Genomic DNA, 23,840 nt, shown 5'->3' with positions numbered 1-23,840 from the left:
TGGTCAGATGGATCCGGTCCGGCTGACCCTGGAACAGCTGCGTGAGCTGCGCGACGACATCGCTCCGCAGGCCGCTCGCCGGTCCAGGGCGTCCGTACGCCGGCGCGTGGACCGCTGGCGCGACCGGGCCTTCTTCATCGCCCAGTGCGCGCTCGCCGCCGGTGTCGCCTGGGGCCTGGCCCGCTACGTCGTCGGCCACAAAGTGCCCTTCTTCGCTCCCGTCGCGGCGATGATCTGCCTCGGCTTCAGCTTCGGCCAGCGGCTGCGGCGAGTCGCGGAGGTGATGGTCGGCGTAGCGGTCGGCGTCGGTGTGGGCGACCTGTTCGTGAAGATGTTCGGCACCGGCGTACCCCAGATCGTCTTCGTCGTGGCGCTCGCGATGAGCGTCGCCGTCCTCCTCGGTGCCGGCACCCTGATGGTCACCCAGGCCGGCGTCCAGGCGGCGATGGTCACGACCTTGCTGCCCGATCCAGGCGCCGGCTTCAGCCGCTGGCTCGATGCCGCGCTCGGCGGAGCGGTCGCGTTGGCAGCGGCAACGATCGCGCCCGCCGCCGCGATTCGGCGCCCCCGGCAACAAGCTTCCGCCGTACTGAACGAGCTCGCCGCCCTCCTGGTCGAGACCGCCGACGGCCTCCGGACCCACGACGAGGCCGCTCTCACCGACGCCCTGCGCCGCGCTCGCGCCAGTGAGGGCCTGCTGGGCGATCTGCGCAGCGGCGCCGCCGAGGGCGTCGCGGTGGTCCGGATGTCCCCATTCCGGCGCCGGCATCGCGGCCGGGTCCAGGAGATCGCCGACCTGGTCGTCCCGCTCGACCGGGCGATCCGCAACCTCCGGGTCCTGGTACGCCGGGCAGCCGTCTCCGTCTGGCGCGGTGAGGTGATCCCGCCGGAGTACCCGCAACTCCTCGAACGCCTCGCCGACGGCACCCGGCTGATCGCGGAATCTCTCTTCGAACCGGCTGCCGACGTGGCGGCCCATCGCGTCCTGGGCGAACTCGGCCGGCGTACGGCGGATCTCCCGACTCCGGCCGGTCTCTCGGCCGTCGTGGTGCTCGGCCAGATCCGCTCGACCATCGTCGACCTGCTTGAGCTCACCGGTACGACGTACGAGGAAGCTCGCGAACTCGTCCCGCTGCGCCCCGACGGTCTGGACGAGAAATAGGCCTCCTCGGGCCATGTGTCGCCGATCACACGAAAAAGTTTCGGCGGATCCCCGTCATACCTGGTGCCCAGGTGCGTCTCACAGGCATGACGATCCACCGATTGATGAGTGTTCTCGCCGCTGAGCGTGGCGAAGAGACCCCCGCGGCGGACGCCGCCCCTGACGACCGGAGCGACGCCGCCGCCGAGCACTAAGGCGCGAACCGGACGGACGGGCAGGCGACGCACCCGGACGGTCTCCCCCACCGAGGTAGACCGCACGGAGAGTCGCACGACGCACGAGGCGCCCCTGTGCGCTGCGTCGCCTGCACCGTCACCCGCGCTCCAGCCACAGCCGGAGCGCCGAGAACCACCCGGCAGTTTTCCTGACGCCGCTTGCGCGAGGCTCAGGGCAACCAGCCGGGTGGTTCTTCTTTTACTGAACGACCGTGATCTCCGTAGTCACCGAGTTCGCGATGAAGCATTCCTCGTGCGACAGGTGGTGGATCCGGTCCAGCGTCGCCGCGTCCGGCGCCTCACCGGCGAAGGTGATCTTCGGGTGCAGCGTCACCTGGGTGATCGCCAGTTTGCCGTTCGCGTTCTTCGCCATCACGCCGACCGCGTGATCGTCGTAGGAATCGACCACCAGCCGCTTCTTGGCCGCGATCGCGAGGAAGGTCAGCATGTGGCAGGACGACAGCGCCGCCACGAACGCCTCCTCCGGATCGACCGGGCCCGGATTGCCCAGGTACGCCGGATTGGCGGACCCGGGCACGGTGATGCCGCCGTCGAAGCGCCACTCGTGGTCCCGGTTGTAGGTGTCATAGGTGAACTCGTACTCACCACGGCTCCAACTCACATCGACCACGTGCTCCGACATGTCGCGATCATCCCTCCGAAATCCCTGCCGGCACCTTGGCCGATGCCGTCACCGGGTTGCATCGTACGGCGAGGTGCCCAGGCAGCTGGGCGACGAAGTCACTGTCGTAGCGCGCTGCCATCCCGGCCACCGGGAAGTCGGTGGTCACGTACTGCGCACCACTGGCCAGCGCGATGCCGAGCCGGCTGTAGTCCTTGTCCCGGATCGTCGCCATCGGCTCGTCCGAGCGGGTCCGGACCAGGTAACCCTTCGTCACCAGCCGCTGGATCTCGGCCTGGTTCACACCGCGCGGGTCGTTCACCTCGGTGATCGCGGCGTCCGGCTCGCCCTCGGGACCGCGGGTGAAGACCGCCCGGCCCTCCAGGTTCGGCTTGCCCTCGCGGTACAGGTCGCGGATCTCGCCGGGACCGCCGTTGTCGAAGTAGAACATCACCTTGCCGCGGGCCCGGTTCAGCGTCGGCCAGCCCTTGGTCAGCACCGACTGCTCCAGCGTCAGGCCGGGCTTGCGAACGGTGTCCGGCGTGATCAGGTCATCTGGCGAGAAGACCGAGCGGATCTCGGTGTCGACGCTGTTCAGGTTGGTCAGGTCCCACGGCGGCGCCTTCACGCCACCGGCGGCGACCACCTGCGGGTCGGACTGCTTCAGTTCGAGGTTGATCGAGATCGGCGCGGCGTTCGGGTGCGCGTCGGTCCAGGTCTTCACCTGCTGCAGACAGATCACGAAGGTCCGGCAGTTGGTGTTGTAGTCGAAGTCCGGGACGTGCATCACCTTGATACCGGGCTGGGCCAGCGCCGGGTCGGTGAGCGGGCCCTGGCCGGTGAGTTTCCGGATCAGCGGGTAGGTGTACAGACCACCGGCCGGGTCCGGGAACAGGTCGAACTCCAGCGTCCGGACTCGCTGGTCCTCCAGCTGCTGCGAGACCGGAGCGTGCGAGTACCAGAGGTCGGGCGAGCCCGGGTTCAGCTGCTTCTGCACGGCCTGCTCGGCTGGAGACAGCTCCCGGTGGTACGAGTTGTGCGAACCGATCTGCTGGATCTGGTTCATCTGCAGCGCCGAGTTCCCCGCGGTGCGCAGGGTGTCGGTGCCGGGCATCTGCTTGGCGGGGGTCAGGGCGGCGCCGGCCAACCCACTCAGGGCGACGGTCACGGATGCGACGCCCGCGACCATCTTGTTGCCGATCTGCATCTGGATCTCCTCTTGGGACCTGGCGGTCGATCTGATGATGAGTCTGGTCCGGTCCGGTGTCACCAACCTGACCGGAAGCTGTCATGGCACCGAACCACCGAAGGAAAAGCAAAGGGGGCATGTACTGCACAGGTTGATGACAGCCTGGGTGGTTTTGGCAACGTTGTCGCTTTCGGCGGGCACAATGAAGGCATGGTCACCATGTCAGCGGGTGCGGAGCACGGGCCGGGCGCCGATACGGCGTACCCGTTGCGCCGGACGCCCACCCAGGACCGGGCCAACCGGCAGGTCGAACGGATCCTGGACGCCGCCTGTGCCGAGGTGGTCGAGCGCGGGTACGACGCGGCGTCCACCAGCAGCATCGCCAAGCGCGCCGAGATCGCCGTCGGCAGCGTCTACCGGTACTTCCCGGACAAGCGGACCCTGATCCAGGCCATCGAGCGCCGCAACCAGCACCGTTACACCGAGGCCGTCCGGGAGCGGCTGGCCGTCGTCGAGGACTGGCGGCAGGCGGTCGACGTCACGCTGGACACCTTCCGGGAGATGCACCGGACCGATCCGGGCTTCCGTGCGGTGGTGCTGAGCGGACTGGGCGATCCGGATCTGGAGGTCGCGCCGGGCGAGTTCGACGACCAGCACGCGGGCGAGTTCGCCGAGCTGCTCGGACTGCGCTTCGGAGCCCGGGACACCGAAGAGTTCCGCCTCAGCGTCACCCTGACAATCGCCATGGGCGAAGCCCTGGCCCACCTAGCCGACCGACTCCCTCCCGAAGCCGCCGCCTACGTCCTAGCCCAAGGCCGCCCCGCCTTGCACCGCCTCCTCGAACCCCACCTGCCGTAGTACGAACCGGCCCGGCCGCGGCGGCGTTTCGCCGCCGCGCCTGCTCTGACTGGAGCAGGAATGAGAAGACCCCCGTCGCGAGGACGAGGGATGAGGTGCACCGGTCTGGGCTCGTCTGCCACTACCGGCTCCTGGAGCAAACAGCTCCAGGGGTAAGGAATGTCAGGGCTGTGGAACAGGGTCCGATGAGCGCGGGCCTGAGGTCGGCCAGTGGCTGACTCGTCCCGCGACCCGGGCCCGGCGTGGCGCCCGTACGTCGTAGCTCACGATCACGCGATCGTTCTTGGCGTAGACGAACTTGCTGTTCACCGGCATCTTGCGCTGGACCTCGAACGGTCCCTCGCCGTGCCGGGTGTAGTACTCGACGGTGATCTCGTGGTACTCCGCCGGAGCACCGCCGACCAACTGACCACGGATCGGGCCGCGCACGCGCACCACCCGTCCCGCCGTCTTCTCCTCACCGGGATCGCGGCGTCTCACTCCCGCGACCACGTCTGCCACGATGCATGCTGCGACCAGCAGCACCAGGCCGAATCCACCGAATACAACGATAGTCAACATGGCACTCACCCCCGACGCGTCGCCCGCGGACGGCGCGGTCGTAGTTGTCGATAACAGCTCGCGCGGCCTTCCCGCACATCGGTTCTGACGCCACCCAGAATGCGCCGGTTCCCACGTTCTGACAAAAGATTTGTAGTCGTCATACGAACGAGGGGGAACAGCCCGCGCGCCGGATACTACGAAGCGCGGACCAGGTACTACGAATCGCCGAGCATGCCGAATTCGTACGCCGCCGGAACCGGCCGATCCGTGCCGAGCCGTTGCTGGACTTCCCGCCAGAGACCGGCCAGATCGTTGGCTCCCTCGCGCAAGCCGGGCAGCTCGATCCCCTCCTCCAGCAGTGCCTCGGCGCCCGCCGGATCGCCCTGCTCCATCAGCAACCGAACCAGCGCCAGCCGGATCCGCGGATCATCCAGCAACGCACCCGCCTGCTCGAGGATCCTCGTCGCGATCGGACCACCGACGGCATCCAGCGCCTCAGCCAAGAGTTCGACCTTGCCGGTCGAACTCAACCCCACCGCAAGCTCCCAGTAGTTCTCCTCGCCAGTCACAACCGCGAGATTGCGATAGGCCCACGAGTTCGGCTGCAACTCCACAGATCGCTTCCACGCCTCGATCGCGCCATCGGAGTCGTCCACAGACCACCGCGCGACCCCACGGTGATACCAGCTCAGCCAGTTGTCGTCCTCGACCGCTTCCAGCAACTCGCGCCAGCCCACAAGCGTTCCGTCCGGCGCGACCTGGCGATCAGTCGCAGGCAGTCGCCCTTCGAGCACCGGCAACCACGCCTGTTCCCGCTCCGACATGGTTTCCTCGGCGAACGGCGTACCGGCGGAGACTCTCCAGCCCGTACGCCGCAACTCCAGCGCTCCCCATCCCGAACCGGTCACCAACCGCTCCGACGGCACCGCATCCGCGACGGTCAGCCAGTCTTTCTCGCGATCAGCCAGTTCTGTTGCGCTGAGCAACGACTCCAACCTGGAGTCAACCCCCGATCGAGCCGCCTCCCAGTCGGCGTGCGCCACGGCCGGATCCACAGCGAGCCGCCCATAAGCTTCGAGCCAATGCCAAGACGTTGCTGCAGGCAACTTCAAGTGCTCGAGCTGGGTCCGCGCCAGACCGGCCTGGATCTCGCAGTACCCGTCATTCGTGATCCCAGGCGACAACCATTCCTGCCAACGCCGGCCACCGACGCTCTCGCCCCAGACGAACATCTTCCGCCCGCGCAGCCGTTCGGTCGAGGTCTGCACCAAACCGTTGCCATCGGCATCGAGTGCCGCGATCCACGGGCGCTGACCAGGAAGCGGTTCGAAGAAGAAGTCGATCGCGCGGCGATGGTTCATCGGATAGCTGAGGTCGACGCCGTCCTGCGTCGGCACGTCGACCAGGTCGAGGCGGTTGCCGTAGCCGTGTTGCCAGGCCTGGTCCGCGGGCACCACCACGCGGGTCCGCGGCGTCTGCTCGACGGCGATGTTCGACCACCAGTACGCCGGCACCGGTTCGCTCGACGGATTCTGGATCCGCGCACCGACGTACAGGAAGTCCGAATCCTCGGGGAGCCAGAAGTCGAGTTGGGTGACGAGGTTGCGGGTGCGCTCCCACTCCCAGAGCCGCAGGATCGGCGTACCGTCCGGGCCTTCTACTCGGGCGGCGTGCATCGGGGAGCAGGTGCCGGTCCAGTGGCCGGTGCTGCCGAGGTTCCACTCGACGCCGCCGGCGAACCAGGCGTTGCGGAGGGCGAGGTTGGCCGGCTGGAGCACCGGGTTGCGGTAGAGCAACTCTTGGCCGCTTGTTTTGTGGACGAGCGAGTAGAGGCGGCCGCCGAGGCCCGGCAGGACGGTGGCTTTGAGATGCGCGTTCTCGAGGACCAGCGTCGGGATGTCCTGCTGGACGAGTTTTCGGTCGTAGCCGTCCTGCTGCAGGCAGGGCAGGACGGTGCCGAGTCCGCCGTACTCGATGTTCTCCTGCATCTCGGCGGGCAGCTCGTGGTGGTTCTCGAAGAGCGGCTTGGAAGTCCGCCGGAGCGGCGGGAAGGGGTTCTCCGCGCCGAGGTCGGCGGTGGGGAGTCGGAGATCCTGCACAGAAAGAGTCGTCACGACCCTCATCCTTGCAAGAACGCGCAAGGTGGGTCCAGGGCTGCACCGGCTTCCGGACGGCGTCCGCTATACATGAGGGACTGCGCTGGGGAGCGGACTCCCGCGCCTGGTGAGGGGTGGCACGTGGACGCTGATGTGATCGTCGTCGGAGCGGGGCTGGCCGGGCTGGCTGCCACCGCCGAACTGGCCGACGCGGGCAAGAAGGTGCTCCTGCTCGACCAGGAACCGGAGGCGTCTCTGGGCGGCCAGGCGTTCTGGTCCTTCGGCGGCCTGCTGTTCGTCGACTCCCCCGAACAGCGCCGGCTCAAGATCAAGGACTCCCGCGACCTGGCCTGGCAGGACTGGCTCGGTTCGGCCGGCTTCGACCGGCTGGACGACGAGGACAAGTGGGCCCGGCAGTGGGCCGAGGCGTACGTCGACTTCGCGGCCGGCGAGAAGCGGCAGTGGCTGTACGACCAGGGCGTCCGGTTCTTCCCGGTCGTCGGCTGGGCCGAGCGTGGCGGGTACAACGCCGACGGGCACGGCAACTCGGTGCCGCGGTTCCACATCACCTGGGGCACCGGGCCGGGGCTGGTCGCGCCGTTCGAGCGCCGGGTGCGCGAGGCGGTAGCGAAAGGTCTGGTGGAGTTCAGGTTCCGGCATCGAGTGGATGAGCTGACGGTCACCGGTGGCGTCGTCGACGGGGTCAGCGGGAAGGTGCTGGAGCCGAGCAGCGTTGCGCGTGGCGTCGCGAGTTCGCGGACCGAGGTCGGTGACTTCGCGTTGTCCGCGCAGGCGGTGATCGTGACGTCGGGCGGGATCGGCGGCAACCACGACCTGGTCCGGGCGCAATGGCCGGCCCGGATGGGCAAGCCACCGGAGCACATGATTTCCGGCGTACCGGCACATGTGGACGGCCGGATGCTCGGGATCACCGAGGCGGCCGGCGGCCGGTACGTGAACCGCGACCGGATGTGGCACTACGTCGAAGGCATCCGGAACTGGGACCCGATCTGGCCGATGCACGGCATCCGGATCCTGCCCGGGCCGTCGTCGCTGTGGTTCGACGCGACGGGGCAGCGGCTGCCGGTGCCGCTGTTCCCTGGCTTCGACACCCTCGGCACGCTCGAACACATCATGACGACCGGGTACGACTACACCTGGTTCGTGCTGAACAAGTCGATCATCGGCAAGGAGTTCGCGCTGTCCGGGCAGGAACAGAACCCGGACCTGACCGGCAAGAGCATCCTCCGCGTCCTCAACCGGGCGGTGACGGCGGTCCAGAAGCCGGTCAAGGACTTCATGGACAAGGGCGCGGACTTCATCGTCCGCGACAACCTGGCCGACCTGGTCCGCGGCATGAACGAGGTGGCCGGATCGGACCTGCTCGACGTCGCCGACCTGGAACGGCAGATCGTCGCGCGGGACCGCGAGATGGAGAACAAGTTCACCAAGGACCTGCAGGTCACCGCCCTGCGCGGAGCCCGCAACTACCTCGGCGACAAGCTGATCCGGGTCGCCTCACCGCACCGTATCCTCGACCCGAAGGCCGGCCCGCTGATCGCGGTGAAGCTCAACATCCTCACCCGCAAGTCCCTCGGCGGCCTGCAGACCGACCTCGACGCCCGCGTACTGCGCGCCGACGGCACCCCGCTGCCCGGCGTCTACGCGGCCGGCGAGGTCTCCGGCTTCGGCGGCGGCGGCATCCACGGCTACCGCTCCCTCGAAGGCACCTTCGTCGGCGGCTGCCTCTTCACCGGCCGAACCGCCGGCCGAGCGGCAGCCGAAGCAGTCAGCTGAGGCAGCTCCTCAGAAGACCATGGTGAGGAGGTCGGCGAAGAGTTCGTGTTCGTCGACCTCCAGGCCGCGGTTGACGAACCAGGTGCACATGTTGTGGCAGTCGCGCATCAGGAAGTCCATGCCTTTCGGGTTGCCGACGATGTCGATCACCTGGGGGAGGTCGATCATCACGATCCGATCGCCCTGGGCCAGCACGTTGTACGGCGACAGGTCGCCGTGGGCGAGGCCGGCCCGGGCGAGTTCGCGCATGCCCTCGCGGAGCTGTTCGTAGTACGAGGCCAGGAGATCGCCCTTGGGACGGACCTGCGCGAGACGCGGCGCGGCACCGCCGTCTCCGTCGTCGATGAACTCCATCAGGAGTTCGGTGCCGTCGACCTGGACCGGGTACGGCACCGGGACACCGGCCGTCCAGAGTTGGCAGAGCGCGTTCCATTCGGCGTACGCCCATTGGCCGGCCGCGACGCTCCGCCCGTGTGACGTCTTCTTCGCCATCGCGCGGGTGTCGCGGCTGTTCCTGGTACGACGTCCTTCGACGTACGACGTGCTGCGGTGGAAGGACCGATGTTCCTCGGTCCGGTACCGTTTCGCGGCCAGCAGCGACCGCTTCGCGGGGTTGGCACCGATGGCCTGGACGGCCCGTTCGACCAGGAAGACATCTGCTTCCTTGCCGGTTTTGAGGATGCCGAGCTCGGTATCGATCGCGGCCTGTTCCGTCACGACCCAGTCAGGTCGTGGCTGAGACACGGAATGGGGGCCGCGAGAACCGCGCTCGACATCCAGCCAGGTCGACCAGCGTTGGTCGGGATCGAGTTGCTCGTCGACTTCGGCGAACCGGAAGACGAACGCGTCCGCGACGTCGGGTTCGGAGTCGTCGGCAGTCAGCGCTGCCCAACGGGAGTCGAGGTCGGAGGGGTACTGCTCAGCGAGTTCGGGGTTGGTACGAAAGACGTCGGAAGACATCAGGTGTGCTCCTGGAGAAAGAAGTGAGGCTGACGCGGGCATGCCGCAGCGCAGTGATGGCCATTCGTCAACCCTCCTTAGTCCAGGCAGCACTCAAGGCTGCACAGTCAGATCAGGATGCACGCCCCTAATCCCCGGGCGCAACTCAATTAATTCAGCGGAATTGGGAACGGGCGGTTGGGCGGAGGCGGAGTTCCTGGGGCGGCGCGATGGTGCGGCAGGTTAGTTCGGGGAGGAGGGTGGTTTGCCAGGTTCGGGATCCGGCTAGCCGGCGGCGATGTTCGGCGTACGACGTGTCGTTCGGGAAGGTGGCGAGCCAGACGAAGACGGTCTCGTCGCGTAGTGGGAGTGCCGGGAAGTTGTTCTCCGCTGCGAGTGTCTCGAAGGTGGCCGCGATGACCGCACCGGCAGCCGTCAACGCCGGCGCGACCTGATCGACGAAGAACTCCACGAACCCGTCGTCCGCCGTACGGCGGTGATACACAGCACCGGCAACCACCGACGCGGGGACCTCGGTCGCACCCACACCAGGTCGCGGCGCATCGAAGGCAGGAAAGCCCGGTCCGAGTTCGACCGGCTTCAGCAGCAGCGCGTTGTCGGAGTCGAGCATGGTCGCATTCGCCTCGCCACCACGCGCCTTCCAGACCGGCCCGTAATAGAACCCGTTGAGCGCCTTCGCGCGCGCATCGAGATCGGCAAAACCGCGCAACCAGACAAAGCGATCCGGGTCGTCGAGATCACGGAACTGCCCGCAGATATGCATCCCCTCGGCCTCCTGCCCCTCGACGAATGCCTCGTCGAAGACCTTGACCAAGGTGTCCCGCTGCCCCGGACGCAGCGTGTACTGCCGCAGATCGACCACCGCACAGCAATCCTGAGTGTTCACCGGACCAGTCAACCGGCGAACCCTGACATCCCCCGTCAGTCTTTACGCACCAGCGGGTGGTGACCGGCGCCGGTCACCACCCACCCTCCCGCACGTCAGGTGAAAATGCTGACGCCACCCGGGCCGACCAGCAGGCCGACGACGATCAGTGCGGCGCCCATCAAGAGCTGCCCGCGGACGAGGGTGACGATCCCCGAGATGACGAGGATCGCCGCGATGATCCAGAGCACCAAGCCCATGGCCGTTTCCTTTCTCGACGCACCGGACCGCCCAGCGGTCCGGCGACTGCTTCCCCGTGTTCTCTGGCCTATCTGGTGCCCGCCGCGCACCAGCACAAACGGTCCTCACTTCGGGAAGCCGGACGGTCACGCCGCGCGTCAGCCGAGCAGTTCCGCGGCGACGCGCAGATCGTCGACGAACAAGCCGAAGTCGCGCCGGTACTCCTCGGAGCGGATCACCGAGGACGGGTGCACGGTCGGCACCGCAGCGGTACCGTCCGGCAGCTCGACCCGCTCGCCACGATGCTGGGTGACCTTGAATCCGGTGCCCAGCAGCGCCCGGGCCGCGACCGATCCCAGAACGACCACCAGGGAAGGTTTCACGACCGCGAGTTCGCGCGTCAGCCACGGATTGCACGCGACGATGTGGCTGACCGCCGGCGTCTTGTGGATCCGGCGCTTACCGCGTTCCTCGAAGCGGAAGTGTTTGACCGCGTTGGTGAGATAGACGTCCGCCCGATCGATCCCGGCCGCCGCCAGCGCCTTGTCGAGCAACCGTCCGGCCGGTCCGACGAACACCGTTCCCTGCTTGTCCTCGACATCACCCGGCTGTTCACCGACCAGCATCAGTCGAGCTCGCGCCGGACCGTCACCGGGGACCACCTGGTCGGCGTACTCCCACAGGTCGCAACCTCGGCAGTCGGGCAGCGCGGCCTGCAGTCCGCGCAAGCCGCCCTTGTCCGGAACCCACTTCTCAGCGCCCGCGAAATGCTCCATGAAACCTTGGTGCCCCGTGAGCCTCCTCACAACACTTTCAAACGGTTGCAACACTCTTTGGGTTGATTCGGGCGGCGGTCTTTGATCTGGTGGGAGAGGAAGTGGTTCAGCCGCGACGCCACTCACCCGCAGGACGACCACGACGAGGTTTCTCACCGTGACCATCGCACCTGACGACTCCGGACCGGTCCGGCAACGCATTGCCGACACCACCCAGGAGCTGTTGATCGAGGCCGAGCGCGTGCCCGATCCGCGGCACCAGGAACTGCTCGACGAGGTGGTCATCCTGAATGCGCCGGTGGCGCGCTCGATGGCTGCCCGCTACCGCCGCAAAGGAGTCGACGCCGACGATCTGGAACAAGTCGCGTACCTCGGGCTGGTCAAGGCCGCCAACGGCTACCGGTCCGCCGCCGCGACGGCGTTCCTCGCGTACGCCGTACCGACGATCCGTGGTGAGCTCAAGCGGTACTTCCGCGACTGTGCGTGGACCGTGCGACCGCCGCGGCGGGTCCAGGAGATGCAGGGGAACATCGCCGCTGCCGAGCCCGAACTGACCCAGCGGCTCGGTCATCTGCCGACGAACCAGGAGACCGCGCAGGCGCTCGGAACCGCTGCGACGGAGGTTGCCGAGGCGGCATCGGTTCGCGGTTGTTTCACCACGTTGTCGCTGGATGCGCCGAGTGGATTGGACAACGGGGCGAGCCTGATGGAGGCCGTGCCTGCCGCCGAGGACGGGTACGAGCTGGTCGAGAACGTGCAGACGCTGAACCCTGTCGTCGAAGGTCTTGACGATCGGGACCGGCGGATCCTCGAGCTCCGCTTCTGCTCCGGCTTCACCCAGGAGGAGATCGGCAACGAACTTGGCGTCAGCCAGATGCAAGTCTCCCGGCTCCTCCGCGGCATCCTCGAACGCCTCCGCGCCGAACTCACCCAAGGCGTCCCGCAACCTACCTAGCTTTCAGTGCCTTGCGCATCGAACGTCGTGCGGAAGACATCACCGTTACCGAACCGCGGTTGCGTGCTGGTGTCGCCTGCCGTCAAGCCGGACAAGTACGCCGTACCGCTGCGTCCTGCGACGAAGAGGTTTGCCTCGGCGAACGCGTCCGCGCCATCGTCCTCAGTGGTGCCGAACTGGCGCGTCCAGGTACGCGTCTGATCTGGCGCGTACCGGACCAGAACGACGTCGAACTTGCCGAGGCCGGTCTGCAGTTGGCCGTCGCTGAAGCCGGCGACGAACAGGCCGCCAGTGCCATCCGTCGTGATCGCCGCGCCCTTGTCGTTGCCCGTCGTACCGAGCTGGTCCTTCCAGACAACGGCACCGGTCGGATCGACTCTGGCGACGACGATGTCCTTGTCACCCGCAAGGCGCCCAGCGAAGTCACCTGCGGCGTAGCCCGTCAGGAAGACGCCGCCTGATCCATCCGGAGCGAGAGCCCAGACCTCATCAGCTTCAGTCGTCCCCAGCTGTTTCAGCCAATCGGCCGTCCCAGCCTGGTCGAAACGAGCGACAAATCCGTCGAGGCCACCGAGCGGTTCACCCAACGCGCCGGCGGTCATGCCGCCCAGATAGACCGAGGCTCCGCTGGCGACGACGGCCATCCCCTTCTCCTCACCGGCGCTGCCGACCTGACGCAGCCAGACCTGCTTCCCATCGGCATCGAGCTTGGCAAGGAAGACGTCCTTGTCGCCCGCAGTGGCACCGCCGAGATTGCCCTTCGTGTACCCGCCCAGATAGATCCCGCCGGCCGGATCCGTCGCCACCGAGTAGCTGCGATCTGCGGCGGTGGTGCCGAACTGGGTGATCCAGTCGCGGGTGCCATTCTGGTCGTACCGCGTGGCGAAGGCGTCGTCGGAGGTATTGCCCGGATGCCGACCGTCCAGATCCCCCGTCGTGTACCCCGTCACCACCGGACGGCCCTGGGGATCGAGCGCCACGCCGTACGCGCGCTCGGTGCCGCTGGTGCCGAACTCGCGCGACCACAGCTTGACCCCGTCCGGCCCGTACTTCGTGAGCGCGACGTCCTTACCCCCGACGTAGGGCTGCCCGTCGATCGATCCTTCGGCGGCGATCGCCTCGTACCTGTTGCCTGCCGGATCGACCGCGATCCCACCCGCCCGGTCCTCACCTGCGGTACCGGACAAGTCCGCCTTCATCGGCGTGGCGGGCGGCTTCCCGATGAATTGGAAGATGTACTTCGCGCCCTCGACGAAGGTCGGACTCCAGACGTCCCAGTCGTGGCCGCCGTCGACCACCCGGAACTCGCTGGTCAGGTTCGGCACCCGGACCGCCTGGTTGAACACGACGTGCGCCTCGAAATCGAGGTCGTGCCGGTAATCCTCCGGCAGCGGGTTCTTGTACTCGTCGTCCCCGACCGCGATGAACAGATGTGCTGGAAGCCCTTTGGTGGCAAAGGACTTGAACGCGGCCGGGTAGTTCAGCTTGCGGTACACCGCCGCCGAGAACGGATCCTTTCCCTTGCCATAGGCACCGAACTCGCGCGCACTCGAATCGGCCGGCGGCAGCGGCGAGTAGACCGCCGGGCTGAGCACGATCGAGGCTCCGAACAACTCCGGATGGACCAGTGCGTAGCGCAGAGCCCCGGAACCGCCCATCGAGTAACCGGCGATCGCCCGGCCGCTGCGATCCGCGATGGTCCGGTACGACGCGTCGATGTGCGGCAGCAGGTCACGCAGCAGCGCCGTCTCGACCGGACGACCGGGAACCTTGCCCCGGTACGCCGAATCGACGTAGTACCCGGCTCGCTCGCTCCAGGGCGCGTCCGGCATGACCGCGATCGTGGGCGGGATCTCACCGGTGGCGATCAGTTCGTCGAGGCGACCCTTCAGCTGGGTCCAAGCGCTCATCGAGTCGCCCCGACCGTGCAGGAGATAGATCACCGGATAGCGCTGGGACGATGCCTGGTACCCACCGGGCAGGTAGACGTTGTAGGCAATGTCTTCACCGAGGGTGGCCGACCGGACCTTCGCCGCGGTGATCACCCCCGCCTCGGCGACGTTCGCAGTACTGGCTGACACAGGTCGCGCCGGCGACGGGCCGGCTGCCGGAACGAGCAGGTTGACCACCAGGGCGGCAGCCGCCGTGGCGGCGAGGACCGGAAGATTCGTTCGCATTCTGCACGGCTCCAGGCAGGGAAGCTGACTGATGAGGATCTTTGTAATCGCTTACGTAAACGATTACAAGAGTTCGCAGCTGTTCTGCCGGCGGCGGCGGTCCTGTAGCGTCGGCCGGATGGACTTCGAAGAAGCAGCGAGCCGGTTGTACGCCGCGCCCGCGGCCGACTTCATTGCTACTCGCAACGAGCTGGCCAAGGAGCTGAAGGCAGCCGGCGACCAGCTCGGGTCGACCCGGTTGAAGGCGTTGCGCAAGCCGACTGTGGCGGCGTGGCTCGCCAATCTGGTCGCTCGTGAACAGCCGGACGACATCGACGATCTGCTGGCCCTGGGTGACGAGTTCCGGGAGGCAACGGCCGATCTTGACGGCGAACGGCTTCGCGAGCTGACCCCGAAGCGCCACAAACTCCTTGATCAGTTGGCGAAATCGGCCGCCCGGCTGTCGGAGCGGGAAGGTCAGAAGGTCAGCGCGGATGTCGGGCAGAAATTGCGCGAGACCCTCGATGCGGCTCTGGTCGATCCGGCCGCGGGTGAGGCGGTTCGCGAGGGCCGGCTGACCAGCGCCTTGCGGCACGTCGGTTTCGGCGTCGTCGACGAGAGCGGCGAGCCGTCGAACGTGCGGCCGTTGACCGACGAGCGCCGCAAACGCGCCGAGGAACGCCGGGCCGCTGCCAAGGTCCAGCCGGAGAAGGAGACCGGGGCATCCGCGGCAGAGAAGGCGAAACGGGAGAAGGCTGAGCGCGAGGAGGAAGAGCGCGAAGCCGCGGAGAAGGCTGCTGCGAAGAAGGAGTTCGAGGACGCCGTCGCCGCTGCCGAGGCTGCTGAGTCGACGGTTGCCGATCTGTCCGACCAGTTGGATGCCGCCCGGGAGGCGCTGGCTGATGCGCAGGAGGCGGTGCATCGGATCGGCGACGAGCTGGACGAGGCGCGGAAGGCGGCTCGGGACGCGCAGAAGGAGAGTCGCGAGGCGCGGAAACGGTACAACCGGCTCTGAGGTGGGTACCGGGCTGATGCCGTCGACGACGGCGATCAGGATCCGGCGGACCGGAGTACGGGAAAGGTTTGAGGATGGCTCGGGCGATCTGGAGTGGGTACATCACCTTCGGGCTGGTCTCGGTGCCGGTCGGGCTGTACAGCGCGACGCAGGAGCACGAGCTCGACTTCCATCAGTTCCAGCGCGGGACGTCGGACCGGATCCGGTACAAGCGGGTGAACGAGCGGACCGGGCGCGAGGTCGACTACGACAAGATCGTCAAGGGGCATGACGTCGGCGGCGGCGAGTACGTGATCGTCGAGCAGGAGGAGCTCGCCGACATCGCGCCGGGCAGGTCGCGGACACTGGAGATCTCGACGTTCGTGGATCTGGACGAGATCGACCCCATCCATTTCCAGAAGAGCTACTACCTGGCTCCGACGGACAGCGCCAACGCCTCGTCGTACGCGCTGCTGCGGGACGCGCTGGCGAAGACGAACCGGGCCGGAATCGCGTCGTTCGTGATGCGCAGCAAGGAGTACCTGGCGACCATCCGGGCCGACGACAAGGTCCTGGTGCTGGAGACGATGTTCTTCCTCGACGAGATCCGCGATCCCGCGAAGGAGATCGGCAAACTCCCGGCCAAATCCGGTGCTGGGAAGCAGTTGTCGATGGCGGTCGACCTGATCGAGGCGATGAGCGGCTCGTGGCGGCCCGCGTCGTACAAGGACTCCTACACCGAGCGGGTCAAGAAGCTGGTGGCGACCAAGCGCAAGGGCGAAGAGGTCGTGTACAACGAGGAGGAGCCCGAGGCGACCGCGAAGACCGATCTCGTCGCCGCGCTCCGCGCCAGCGTCGAGGAGGCCCGCGCCCGCCGCGCCGGAGCCGCGAAGAAGACCCCGGCGAAGAAGACCCCTGCTAAGAAGACCGCCGCCAAGAAGTCCGCCAAGAAAGCACCTGCCAAGAAGACCTCCGGCAAGAAGGCACCTGCTAAGAAAGCAGCCGCGAAGAAGGCTGCCTGAGCGCTCTACTCTTCGGCTTCCGGCTCGGGGAGGAGTTAGGTGGTGGGGTTGGCGGGGGCTCCGGCGGCGATCCAGCGGTGGAAGCCGGTGGGGTTGCGGCGCTCGAATTCGTCCAGGCAGATCCGGCGCACCTCGGCGACCGCCTGCCGGTCCCGCGCCCCCGCGCCTTCCGCGAGGGTGGTCGCGGTCTCCGACCACACGCCGCAGAGTTCTTCGATGCTCAGCGGGCACTGGAGCGACGCGATCAGCTTCTCGTCCTCCAGTTGCTCGGTGCGGCTCAGCGCCGCCAGCGCCTTGTACGCCGGTTGGTGCCGCCGCTTCGGCCGGCGCCCGTGCGACATCACCAGGTCGAACACGATTCCCACCAAGCCGGCGACCATCACCACCGCCAGCCCAAGCGCTCCCCACGCCAGCAAGCGCACAGTCCCCGGCACACACAGCACAGTCCCGGCCGCGCAGGATGCGACCAAGACGGGTGATTGGAAGGGTGCATCGTCCGCGACATGCCGGATCACCGCGGCCAGCGGCCAGATCAGCGCGAACACCACGACCAGCAGGATCGAAGCCGCCAACGGCCCGAGCAGAAGTACACCGGCGAGCAGCCCGGCCGTGCCGATTCCCACGCCCGCAGCGATCGCCAGCCGCCGAACCAGAGGGGAAACGTGCATCTCGCTCATCCGTCGTGAAAGGAACAGCCGACCGGTACCCGCGCCGCAGACCGCGAAAACTGCCGCCCCACACGCCCCACGACACTCCGAGAACGAACAACCACCGCGCCCGGTTCCCACCCGGCCTCGTGCGAGGGTGAGACGGTGGAGATCAACCGACCCCGGGCGCTGACGGGGTGGGGGGTGGGGACTTAGGCTCGGCGGCATGGCGTGGACGGGTTGTGGCGAGTGAGCCAGGTCGACGAGTTGTTTGCCGAGCGGGTCGCGGCGCTCAAGCCCACGGCGTGCGACCATCCGGCCGAAGTACTGCGTGGTCTGTACGACGCCCAGCTCGGTAGCCGGCACGCCGATCTCGCCGCCCGCTGGTTGCAGTCCAAGGGACTCGGTTTCTACACGATCGGGTCGGCCGGGCACGAGGGGAACGCCGCCGTCGCCGCGGCCCTCCGGCCCACCGACCCCGCCCTGCTGCACTACCGATCAGGCGCCTTCTACCTCGCCCGAGCCGCCCAGCACGGCGTGAAGGACGGCATCCGCGACATCCTCCTCGGCGTCGCCGCGGCGACCACCGAACCGATCGCCGGCGGCCGCCACAAGGTGTTCGGCCGGCAAGACCTGGCGATCATCCCGCAGACCTCGACGATCGCGTCGCACCTGCCCCGCGCGATGGGCGTCGCCTTCTCGATCGCCCGCGCCACCAAACTCGGCGTACCGTCTCCGTGGCCTGCCGACGCCGTCGTGGTGACCAGCTTCGGCGACGCCTCGGCGAACCACTCCACCGCGACCGGCGCGATCAACGCCGCCCTGCACGCGTCGTACCAGGGCATCCCGATGCCACTGCTGTTCGTCTGCGAGGACAACGGCATCGGGATCAGCGTGCGCACTCCGGAAGGCTGGATCAAGCAGGCTTATGGCCAACGCCCCGGCCTCCGGTACTTCGATGCCGACGGCACCGATCTCGCCGCCACCTTGACGATGGCGACGGAGGCAGCGACCTTCGTACGCCGGAATCACCGGCCCGCCTTCCTCCGGCTGAGAACCGTCCGCTTGATGGGCCACGCCGGATCGGACGTGGAGGCCGCCTACCGAACCCCGGCCGAACTCCTCGCCGAAGAAGAACTCGACCCGCTCGTCGGCACAGCCAGGCTGCTGCTCGGTTCGGGCTGCACGCCGGACGACGTCATCGAGCTCTACGAGAACAAGCGCTCCGAGGTCATGCACATCGCCCGCGAGGTCGCCGGCCTGCCGCAACTCGAGTCGGCCGAAGCCGTCGCCGCGCCGCTGCGCTACCCGGAGGCCGCGACCGTCGCGAAGGCGATGCCCGGCCACCACCTCGAACAGCGCGGCCCGCTCACGCTGAGCCAATCGATCAACCGCGCGCTGAACGACATCCTCGCGTCGTACCCGGAGGCGATGGTCTTCGGCGAGGACGTCGGCCGGAAGGGCGGCGTGTACGGCGTGACGCGTGGACTCCAGAAAACTCACGGCCCCGCGCGTGTGTTCGACACCTTGCTGGACGAGCAATCGATCCTCGGACTTGCGCTCGGTGCCGGCGTCTCCGGGCTGCTGCCGATCCCTGAGGTGCAGTACCTCGCCTACCTCCACAATGCGGAAGATCAACTCCGCGGTGAGGCGGCGTCGCTGAAATTCTTCTCCCAAGGGCAGTACCGCAACCCGATGCTGCTGCGGATCGCCGGCTACGGCTACCAGAAGGGGTTCGGCGGCCACTTCCACAACGACGACGCGATCGGCGTACTGCGGGACATCCCGGGCATCGTGATCGCGTCCCCGTCCCGTCCGGACGACGCAGCTGCGATGTTGCACACCTGCGCGGCAGCGGCTCGCAGCGACGGCGCCGTCTGCGTCTTCCTCGAGCCGATCGCGCTCTATCACCAGCGCGACCTGGTCACCGCGGGCGACGAGCAGTGGCTGGCGGAGTACCCGACGGCGTACGTACCGATCGGCAAGGGGCGCACGTACGGCGACGGCGATCAGCTCACGATCGTCACCTTCGGCAACGGCGTCCCGATGAGCCTGCGGGTCGCGGCCCGGCTGCCCGGCGTACGGGTGCTCGATCTGCGCTGGCTCGCTCCGCTGCCCCTCGAAGATTTGTTGCGTGAGGCAACGGCTACTACTCGGGTGCTGGTTGCCGACGAGACGCGCCGATCGGGTGGTGTTTCGGAGGGGGTGCTGGCCGCGCTCATCGACGCCGGGTACGCCGGGAGGCTGGCCCGGGTGAGCAGCGAGGACTCGTTCGTCCCGCTGGGCGACGCCGCCCGCCAGGTGCTACTCAGCGAGCAAACCATCGAGACCGCCGCCCGGAAACTCCTGGCTACCTGAGCTCTTGCGCCCGCAGAGACACGGAGCCTTCGTTGGCCCTTGCGCCCCGCAGAGGCGCGGAGCGATCGACGGGCCTTGGGTCCGACGAAGCGCCCGGTCAGCCGGTGAGGCTTCAGCTGAAGAGGCGTTGCCAGAACGAGCGCTTCGGGGCGGGCTTCGGCTCTTCCGACTTGGCCTCCGCCTGCGCGGTGCGGAGCGCATCGCGGTCCTCGCGCCACTGCCGTAGTACGGCGTCCTCGTCGGTTTTGCCGACCGGGATCACCGGGCCGGTGGCGTCGCGCACCTGCAGCAGGATCCGCTTGTTCAGGTCCTCGAGGTATTCGCGCACCTCGGTCTCGGTACGCATCTTGGCCACCTTCTCGCGGATCGCGCCCTTCTCCTTGCGCAGGAGCATGGTCGGCGGCAGCAGCGCGTCCGCCTCGATCTTCTCCCGCTTGATGAAGTCCTTCACCCACCAGTCGGAGTCGTGCGGATCGGCCAGCTTCGGGAGCGGCTTCCCGGCACCGGCGAGATTCTCGAACTCACCCCGGTTCTGGGCCCGCTTGATCTGCGCCTCGACCCAGTCGTTGATCTCCATCGAGGGCGGCTTGCGCTCGGTCATAGTCCGTACCTCCCGTGTCCGGGCATGGCTGCTGGTACGAAGAGATTCTAATAGTTTGTGATTGCATTCACAAGGCCGCCCGGCGACTGCCTCGCTGAGGCGGGCGGGCTGTCAGCAGGGCGGGATCTTGCCGTCCTGCCAGAGCTCCGGCATCGGGATCGGCACCCGCCACATCCGGGTGCCCGGCGGGATCAGGCCGTGCCGGACCGCGACGAAGCGCATCAGCCGCAGCGGGCCGGCGATCATCACGAACGCCAGCGGCAGTTCCAGCACCGCCGCGCTGATCAGTGCCTGCATCAGATCCGATCCGGGCTGGCTGGTCATGATGTCGAACCACGCGTCGCAGATCAGCAGGATGCCGGTCGCGAACGCCGTCGGGAAGACCAGTTGCCGGCGCCGCCAGCCCGCGATCGCGGTCGCGATCAGCATGCACAGCAGGAAGATGTCGAACCCGACCCAGGTCGCCACCCAGTGCCGGGCGACGTAGTGACTCGGCAGCGTCTTCGCCAGGTAGATCGTCCACGGGATCATCGCCGCCGCGCAGGCGAGCATCCCGATCGTCCGCCACTTCCGGAGCCGGTCCAGCGTCCGGGTCGTCAGCCGCAACCGGGCCGGCACCGGAGCCAGCCGCAGGATCAGCTCCCGCCGCTCCTCCACCGTCATCGCCGCGATCTCTTCGTCACTCAGCCGCAAACCGCTCACCCCATGAATGCTCACACGCCAACTACCCGGAACCCAGTACCCCCGCCACACACCACCCCGCGCCCCACCACATCCTCTCGGCCCAGCCTGACTTTGTGCACGGGATTTCCATCGCCAGGCCCAGCAGATGGAAATCCCGTGCACAAAGTCGCCCACGCGTGGGCGGCCGGGGCGCGCGGGCGGGTGGGGGTGCGGGGGTGGGGGTGGGGTTGCGGGGGTGGGGTTGGTGGCGGAGGCTGGGCGGACCGAGTACGCCGATCGAGAGGACTCACCTGTGTCGTCCGTCATCTTGTCCGTTGTCGCCGGGGAGCGGGTGCCCGATCCGGTCCGGACCACGCCGTCCACCAATCCGGCGAACACCGCCGATGTGGTTGGCACCATTGGGTCGGCCGGCGCCGATGTGTTCGCGCGGGCAGCGGCCGCGGCCAAGGCAGCGCAGTACGGATGGGCTGCTCTGCCCGCCCCGCAGCGCGGTCAGGTGATCGCGAACGTCGGCCGGTTGATGACGGCGAACAAGTCCCGCCTCGCCGCGCTCGTCACCCGCGAGATCGGCAAGCCGCTCGCCGAGGCGCTGGGCGAGGTGCAGGAGATCATCGACACCTGCGACTTCTTCATCGGCGAAGGGCGCCGGCTGTACGGGCAGACCGTGCCGTCGGAGATGCCGGACAAGCAGCTGTTCACGTTCCGCCGCCCGGTCGGCGCCGTCGCGGTCATCTCGGCCGGCAACTTCCCGGTCGCCGTGCCGTCCTGGTACATCGTCCCGGCCCTACTCTGCGGCAACACGGTGGTCTGGAAGCCGGCCGAGTACTCCGCAGTCGTCTCGGACGCGTTCTACGAGATCTTCGCGCATGCCGGCGTACCGGCGGGTGTGCTCAACGTCGTGTACGCCGACGGCGCCGACACCTTCGCGGGTCTCGAGCAGGCGCTCGCGGCCGGGACCATCGACAAGGTCGGGTTCACCGGTTCGAGCGAGGTCGGCAGCCGGATCGGCGAACTCTGCGGCCGCCACCTGCAGACCCCGTGCCTCGAACTCGGCGGCAAGAACCCGATGGTGATCACCGAGGACGCCGACCTCGACCTCGCGGTCGAAGGCGCGCTGTTCTCCGGCTTCGGTACTGCGGGTCAGCGGTGCACCTCGCTGGGAACGGTCATCGTGCACGAGTCGGTCCACGACCAGTTCGTCGAAAGGTTCAGTACTGCGGTCCGCGACGCGGCGATGGGCGATCCCCGGGAGGACGTGCTGTTCGGGCCGTTGCTGGACGAGAAGTTCGCGGCCGGATTCGAGAAGTCGCTGGGCTGGATCGCGGCGCACCACCAGGTGATCGGAGCCGTCGGCCGGGTCGGGGCGGACAACCCGCGGGCCGGTTTCGTCGGGGATCCTTCGGCCGGGCTCTTCTACCATCCGGTGATCGTGGACGGGGTGCGCTCCGACGACGAGCTCTTCCTGAACGAGACATTCGGGCCGATCGTAGGCATCACGACGTACTCGACGCTGGACGAGGCGATTGCCCTCGGCAACAAGCCGGGGTACGGGCTGTCCTCGTCGATCTATACCACCGATCCGAACAAGGCGTTCCGGTTCGCGCAGGGGATCTCGGCCGGAATGGTGAGTGTGAACAACTCGACGTCGGGTGCTGAAGCGCATCTGCCGTTCGGCGGGAACGGCAAGTCGGGCAACGGATCGCGGCAGAGCGGGATCTGGGTGCTCGACCAGTTCACCAAGTGGCAGTCGCTGAACTGGGACTACTCGGGCAAGCTCCAGAAGGCGCAGATGGATACGGTCACGGTGGAGGCCGACTACGACTTCCTGTTGGACTGATGCCGTTGCCGGAGGCCGCCGACGTGGTGATCGTCGGCGGCGGGGTGATGGGGACCAGCATCGCGTTCCACCTGGCCGAGGCCGGCGTACGGCGAGTGGTGCTGCTCGAGCAGCACCAGCTCGGTTCGGGCTCGACGTCGAAGGCAGCGGGCGGCGTACGGGCGAACTTCTCCGATGAGCTGAACATCGCTCTCGGCGCTCGCAGTCTGGAGGCTTTCGCACGCTTCGAGGAACGACCCGGGCAGGCGATCGACCTGCACAGCGTCGGCTATCTGTTCCTGCTCTCGACCGTGGATCAGCTTGCCCTCTTCGAGGAAAGCACCCGCTTGCAGAACGCGGCCGGTCTGCCGACCCGGATGATCTCCGCTGCCGAAGCCGCCTCGCTGGCGCCGATCATCTCTCCGGAAGGTCTGGTCGGCGCCTGCTTCTCACCGACCGACGGACACTGTACGCCGGAGTCGGTCGTGCTCGGTTATGCCTCGGCGGCCCGTCGTCTCGGCGCTCAGCTGATCACCGGTTGCACGGTCACCGGAATCGATGCCGTCGGCAACCACATCACCGCAGTCCGGACCGAACTCGGCACGATCCGCACCTCGACCGTCATCTGTGTCGCCGGCGCGTGGTCGGCCGGGATCGGGGCGATGGTCGGCGTCGATCTTCCGGTGACTCCGTTGCGCCGGCAGATCGTTGTCACGGAAGCAATCCCCGGGCTGCCTGCCCGGATGCCGATGACGATCGACTTCAGCAGCACGTTCTACTTCCACTCCGAGGGCCCGGGACTTCTGGTCGGTCTCTCCGATCCCGACGAGCAGCCGGGCTTCCATTTGGACCGCACCGAGGACTGGCTGCCGCGCCTCACCGCTGCAATGGAACAGCGGGCGCCGTCGCTGCTCGACGTCGGTCTGGCGAGCGGCTGGGCCGGGCTCTACGAGAACACGCCGGACCACAACGCGCTGATCGGCGAGGCCGATGGAATCAGCAGATTCCTTTATGCCACAGGGTTTTCCGGCCACGGCTTCCTGCAGGGACCGGCCGTCGGCGAAATCATCCGGGATCTGTATCTCGGCCGCACGCCGTACGTCGACGTCTCGCCGCTGCACGCCGATCGCTTCCGGACGGCCGGTCATCGCGCCGAGCAGAACATTGTCTGAAGCAGGCATCGACACGCCGGAATGTTGCAGGAAAAGTAGCTTTTCCGATCGACTGTCGTTAGGTCAGTGCCGGGTGATCTGCGCTGTCCACTAACCTGGTTCGGGTTTCGTC

At 67.6% G+C, this 23,840-nt stretch carries 21 protein-coding genes; 9 read left to right on the top strand and 12 right to left on the bottom strand.

Going from position 1 to position 23,840, the window contains the following annotated elements:
- The first annotated feature begins 7 nt into the window (after window positions 1-7).
- A complete protein-coding gene (locus tag ABZ004_RS13710) occupies window positions 8-1,162 on the top strand; it encodes an FUSC family protein (protein WP_355680155.1) in 1,155 nt (384 codons plus the stop codon).
- A 414-nt stretch (window positions 1,163-1,576) separates the two neighbouring features.
- Here the strand turns inward: ABZ004_RS13710 and ABZ004_RS13705 are convergent, their stop codons facing one another.
- Together ABZ004_RS13705 and ABZ004_RS13700 are read right to left on the bottom strand one after the other, a co-directional pair.
- Window positions 1,577-2,020 carry an OsmC family protein gene (locus ABZ004_RS13705; protein WP_355680154.1) on the bottom strand — a complete coding sequence of 148 codons (444 nt, stop codon included), beginning with the start codon at window positions 2,018-2,020 and terminating at the stop codon, window positions 1,577-1,579.
- A gap of 7 nt (window positions 2,021-2,027) precedes the next feature.
- Window positions 2,028-3,206, bottom strand: a complete 1,179-nt coding sequence (locus ABZ004_RS13700; RefSeq protein WP_355680153.1) for a phosphatidylinositol-specific phospholipase C1-like protein — start codon at window positions 3,204-3,206, stop codon at window positions 2,028-2,030.
- Between the two features lie 192 nt (window positions 3,207-3,398).
- Between ABZ004_RS13700 and ABZ004_RS13695 the strand changes: the two genes are divergently transcribed.
- Entirely contained in the window at window positions 3,399-4,046 is a 648-nt protein-coding gene (locus ABZ004_RS13695; RefSeq protein WP_355680152.1) for a TetR/AcrR family transcriptional regulator, read from the top strand.
- A 162-nt stretch (window positions 4,047-4,208) separates the two neighbouring features.
- Here ABZ004_RS13695 and ABZ004_RS13690 read toward each other — a convergent pair whose 3' ends face one another.
- Complete coding sequence (locus ABZ004_RS13690) at window positions 4,209-4,607, bottom strand: DUF3592 domain-containing protein (protein ID WP_355680151.1); 399 nt, start codon at window positions 4,605-4,607, stop codon at window positions 4,209-4,211.
- Window positions 4,608-4,804: 197 nt separating this feature from the next.
- Window positions 4,805-6,703, bottom strand: coding sequence for a DUF5107 domain-containing protein (locus ABZ004_RS13685; RefSeq protein WP_355680150.1), 1,899 nt, complete (start codon window positions 6,701-6,703; stop codon window positions 4,805-4,807).
- A 123-nt stretch (window positions 6,704-6,826) separates the two neighbouring features.
- On the opposite strand from ABZ004_RS13685, the gene ABZ004_RS13680 reads away from it, so the two are divergent.
- The gene (locus tag ABZ004_RS13680) at window positions 6,827-8,482 is read left to right on the top strand and encodes an FAD-binding dehydrogenase (RefSeq protein ID WP_355680149.1); all 1,656 of its coding nucleotides are present in this window, start codon (window positions 6,827-6,829) and stop codon (window positions 8,480-8,482) included.
- Window positions 8,483-8,491: 9 nt separating this feature from the next.
- Here the strand turns inward: ABZ004_RS13680 and ABZ004_RS13675 are convergent, their stop codons facing one another.
- From ABZ004_RS13675 to ABZ004_RS13660, 4 genes are all read right to left on the bottom strand, one after another.
- On the bottom strand, window positions 8,492-9,442 hold the full coding sequence (locus ABZ004_RS13675; RefSeq protein ID WP_355680148.1) for an RIO1 family regulatory kinase/ATPase: 951 nt from the start codon (window positions 9,440-9,442) through the stop codon (window positions 8,492-8,494).
- Window positions 9,443-9,596: 154 nt separating this feature from the next.
- Window positions 9,597-10,328, bottom strand: coding sequence for an NIPSNAP family protein (locus tag ABZ004_RS13670; RefSeq protein ID WP_355680147.1), 732 nt, complete (start codon window positions 10,326-10,328; stop codon window positions 9,597-9,599).
- 95 nt (window positions 10,329-10,423) lie between these two features.
- On the bottom strand, window positions 10,424-10,567 hold the full coding sequence (locus ABZ004_RS13665; protein WP_355680146.1) for a GPGG-motif small membrane protein: 144 nt from the start codon (window positions 10,565-10,567) through the stop codon (window positions 10,424-10,426).
- 138 nt (window positions 10,568-10,705) lie between these two features.
- On the bottom strand, window positions 10,706-11,323 hold the full coding sequence (locus ABZ004_RS13660) for a UdgX family uracil-DNA binding protein (RefSeq protein WP_355680145.1): 618 nt from the start codon (window positions 11,321-11,323) through the stop codon (window positions 10,706-10,708).
- A gap of 157 nt (window positions 11,324-11,480) precedes the next feature.
- On the opposite strand from ABZ004_RS13660, the gene ABZ004_RS13655 reads away from it, so the two are divergent.
- Window positions 11,481-12,278: a sigma-70 family RNA polymerase sigma factor gene (locus tag ABZ004_RS13655; RefSeq protein ID WP_355680144.1), complete on the top strand. Its 798-nt coding sequence runs from the start codon at window positions 11,481-11,483 to the stop codon at window positions 12,276-12,278.
- On the opposite strand, the gene ABZ004_RS13650 is transcribed toward ABZ004_RS13655, so the two are convergent.
- The gene (locus tag ABZ004_RS13650; RefSeq protein WP_355680143.1) at window positions 12,275-14,455 is read right to left on the bottom strand and encodes an alpha/beta hydrolase-fold protein; all 2,181 of its coding nucleotides are present in this window, start codon (window positions 14,453-14,455) and stop codon (window positions 12,275-12,277) included. The two genes, ABZ004_RS13655 and ABZ004_RS13650, sit on opposite strands and share 4 nt — an antisense overlap.
- 118 nt (window positions 14,456-14,573) lie before the next feature.
- Between ABZ004_RS13650 and ABZ004_RS13645 the strand changes: the two genes are divergently transcribed.
- Window positions 14,574-15,449, top strand: coding sequence for a hypothetical protein (locus ABZ004_RS13645; protein WP_355680142.1), 876 nt, complete (start codon window positions 14,574-14,576; stop codon window positions 15,447-15,449).
- 74 nt (window positions 15,450-15,523) lie between these two features.
- Window positions 15,524-16,450, top strand: a complete 927-nt coding sequence (locus tag ABZ004_RS13640; RefSeq protein ID WP_355680141.1) for a Ku protein — start codon at window positions 15,524-15,526, stop codon at window positions 16,448-16,450.
- Window positions 16,451-16,485: 35 nt separating this feature from the next.
- Here the strand turns inward: ABZ004_RS13640 and ABZ004_RS13635 are convergent, their stop codons facing one another.
- Window positions 16,486-17,118, bottom strand: coding sequence for a hypothetical protein (locus ABZ004_RS13635; protein ID WP_355680140.1), 633 nt, complete (start codon window positions 17,116-17,118; stop codon window positions 16,486-16,488).
- A 228-nt stretch (window positions 17,119-17,346) separates the two neighbouring features.
- On the opposite strand from ABZ004_RS13635, the gene ABZ004_RS13630 reads away from it, so the two are divergent.
- Window positions 17,347-19,455, top strand: a complete 2,109-nt coding sequence (locus ABZ004_RS13630; RefSeq protein WP_355680139.1) for a thiamine pyrophosphate-dependent enzyme — start codon at window positions 17,347-17,349, stop codon at window positions 19,453-19,455.
- Between the two features lie 112 nt (window positions 19,456-19,567).
- On the opposite strand, the gene ABZ004_RS13625 is transcribed toward ABZ004_RS13630, so the two are convergent.
- Together ABZ004_RS13625 and ABZ004_RS13620 are read right to left on the bottom strand one after the other, a co-directional pair.
- Complete coding sequence (locus ABZ004_RS13625) at window positions 19,568-20,056, bottom strand: DUF1992 domain-containing protein (protein ID WP_355680138.1); 489 nt, start codon at window positions 20,054-20,056, stop codon at window positions 19,568-19,570.
- A 111-nt stretch (window positions 20,057-20,167) separates the two neighbouring features.
- On the bottom strand, window positions 20,168-20,758 hold the full coding sequence (locus tag ABZ004_RS13620; protein ID WP_355680137.1) for a hypothetical protein: 591 nt from the start codon (window positions 20,756-20,758) through the stop codon (window positions 20,168-20,170).
- A gap of 274 nt (window positions 20,759-21,032) precedes the next feature.
- On the opposite strand from ABZ004_RS13620, the gene ABZ004_RS13615 reads away from it, so the two are divergent.
- Complete coding sequence (locus tag ABZ004_RS13615; RefSeq protein WP_355680136.1) at window positions 21,033-22,577, top strand: aldehyde dehydrogenase family protein; 1,545 nt, start codon at window positions 21,033-21,035, stop codon at window positions 22,575-22,577.
- Entirely contained in the window at window positions 22,577-23,728 is a 1,152-nt protein-coding gene (locus ABZ004_RS13610) for an FAD-binding oxidoreductase (protein WP_355680135.1), read from the top strand. The genes ABZ004_RS13615 and ABZ004_RS13610 overlap by 1 nt, the downstream gene beginning before the upstream one ends.
- Window positions 23,729-23,840: the final 112 nt, after the last annotated feature.

Source organism: Kribbella sp. NPDC006257, assembly GCF_040613535.1.
Classification (GTDB): Bacteria; Actinomycetota; Actinomycetes; order Propionibacteriales; family Kribbellaceae; genus Kribbella.
The sequence above is the reverse complement of the archived record's forward strand: the minus strand, read 5'-3'. Positions and strand labels throughout refer to the sequence as shown.

What these genes read in the sequence shown, in the direction of transcription:
- ABZ004_RS13710 (WP_355680155.1), top strand. Translation starts at nt 8, where the DNA reads ATGGATCCGGTCCGGCTGACCCTGGAACAGCTGCGTGAGCTGCGCGAC.
- ABZ004_RS13705 (WP_355680154.1), bottom strand. Translation starts at nt 2,020, where the DNA reads ATGTCGGAGCACGTGGTCGATGTGAGTTGGAGCCGTGGTGAGTACGAG.
- ABZ004_RS13700 (WP_355680153.1), bottom strand. Translation starts at nt 3,206, where the DNA reads ATGCAGATCGGCAACAAGATGGTCGCGGGCGTCGCATCCGTGACCGTC.
- ABZ004_RS13695 (WP_355680152.1), top strand. Translation starts at nt 3,399, where the DNA reads ATGGTCACCATGTCAGCGGGTGCGGAGCACGGGCCGGGCGCCGATACG.
- ABZ004_RS13690 (WP_355680151.1), bottom strand. Translation starts at nt 4,607, where the DNA reads ATGTTGACTATCGTTGTATTCGGTGGATTCGGCCTGGTGCTGCTGGTC.
- ABZ004_RS13675 (WP_355680148.1), bottom strand. Translation starts at nt 9,442, where the DNA reads ATGTCTTCCGACGTCTTTCGTACCAACCCCGAACTCGCTGAGCAGTAC.
- ABZ004_RS13665 (WP_355680146.1), bottom strand. Translation starts at nt 10,567, where the DNA reads ATGGGCTTGGTGCTCTGGATCATCGCGGCGATCCTCGTCATCTCGGGG.
- ABZ004_RS13660 (WP_355680145.1), bottom strand. Translation starts at nt 11,323, where the DNA reads ATGGAGCATTTCGCGGGCGCTGAGAAGTGGGTTCCGGACAAGGGCGGC.
- ABZ004_RS13650 (WP_355680143.1), bottom strand. Translation starts at nt 14,455, where the DNA reads ATGCGAACGAATCTTCCGGTCCTCGCCGCCACGGCGGCTGCCGCCCTG.
- ABZ004_RS13645 (WP_355680142.1), top strand. Translation starts at nt 14,574, where the DNA reads ATGGACTTCGAAGAAGCAGCGAGCCGGTTGTACGCCGCGCCCGCGGCC.
- ABZ004_RS13640 (WP_355680141.1), top strand. Translation starts at nt 15,524, where the DNA reads ATGGCTCGGGCGATCTGGAGTGGGTACATCACCTTCGGGCTGGTCTCG.
- ABZ004_RS13635 (WP_355680140.1), bottom strand. Translation starts at nt 17,118, where the DNA reads ATGCACGTTTCCCCTCTGGTTCGGCGGCTGGCGATCGCTGCGGGCGTG.
- ABZ004_RS13625 (WP_355680138.1), bottom strand. Translation starts at nt 20,056, where the DNA reads ATGACCGAGCGCAAGCCGCCCTCGATGGAGATCAACGACTGGGTCGAG.
- ABZ004_RS13610 (WP_355680135.1), top strand. Translation starts at nt 22,577, where the DNA reads ATGCCGTTGCCGGAGGCCGCCGACGTGGTGATCGTCGGCGGCGGGGTG.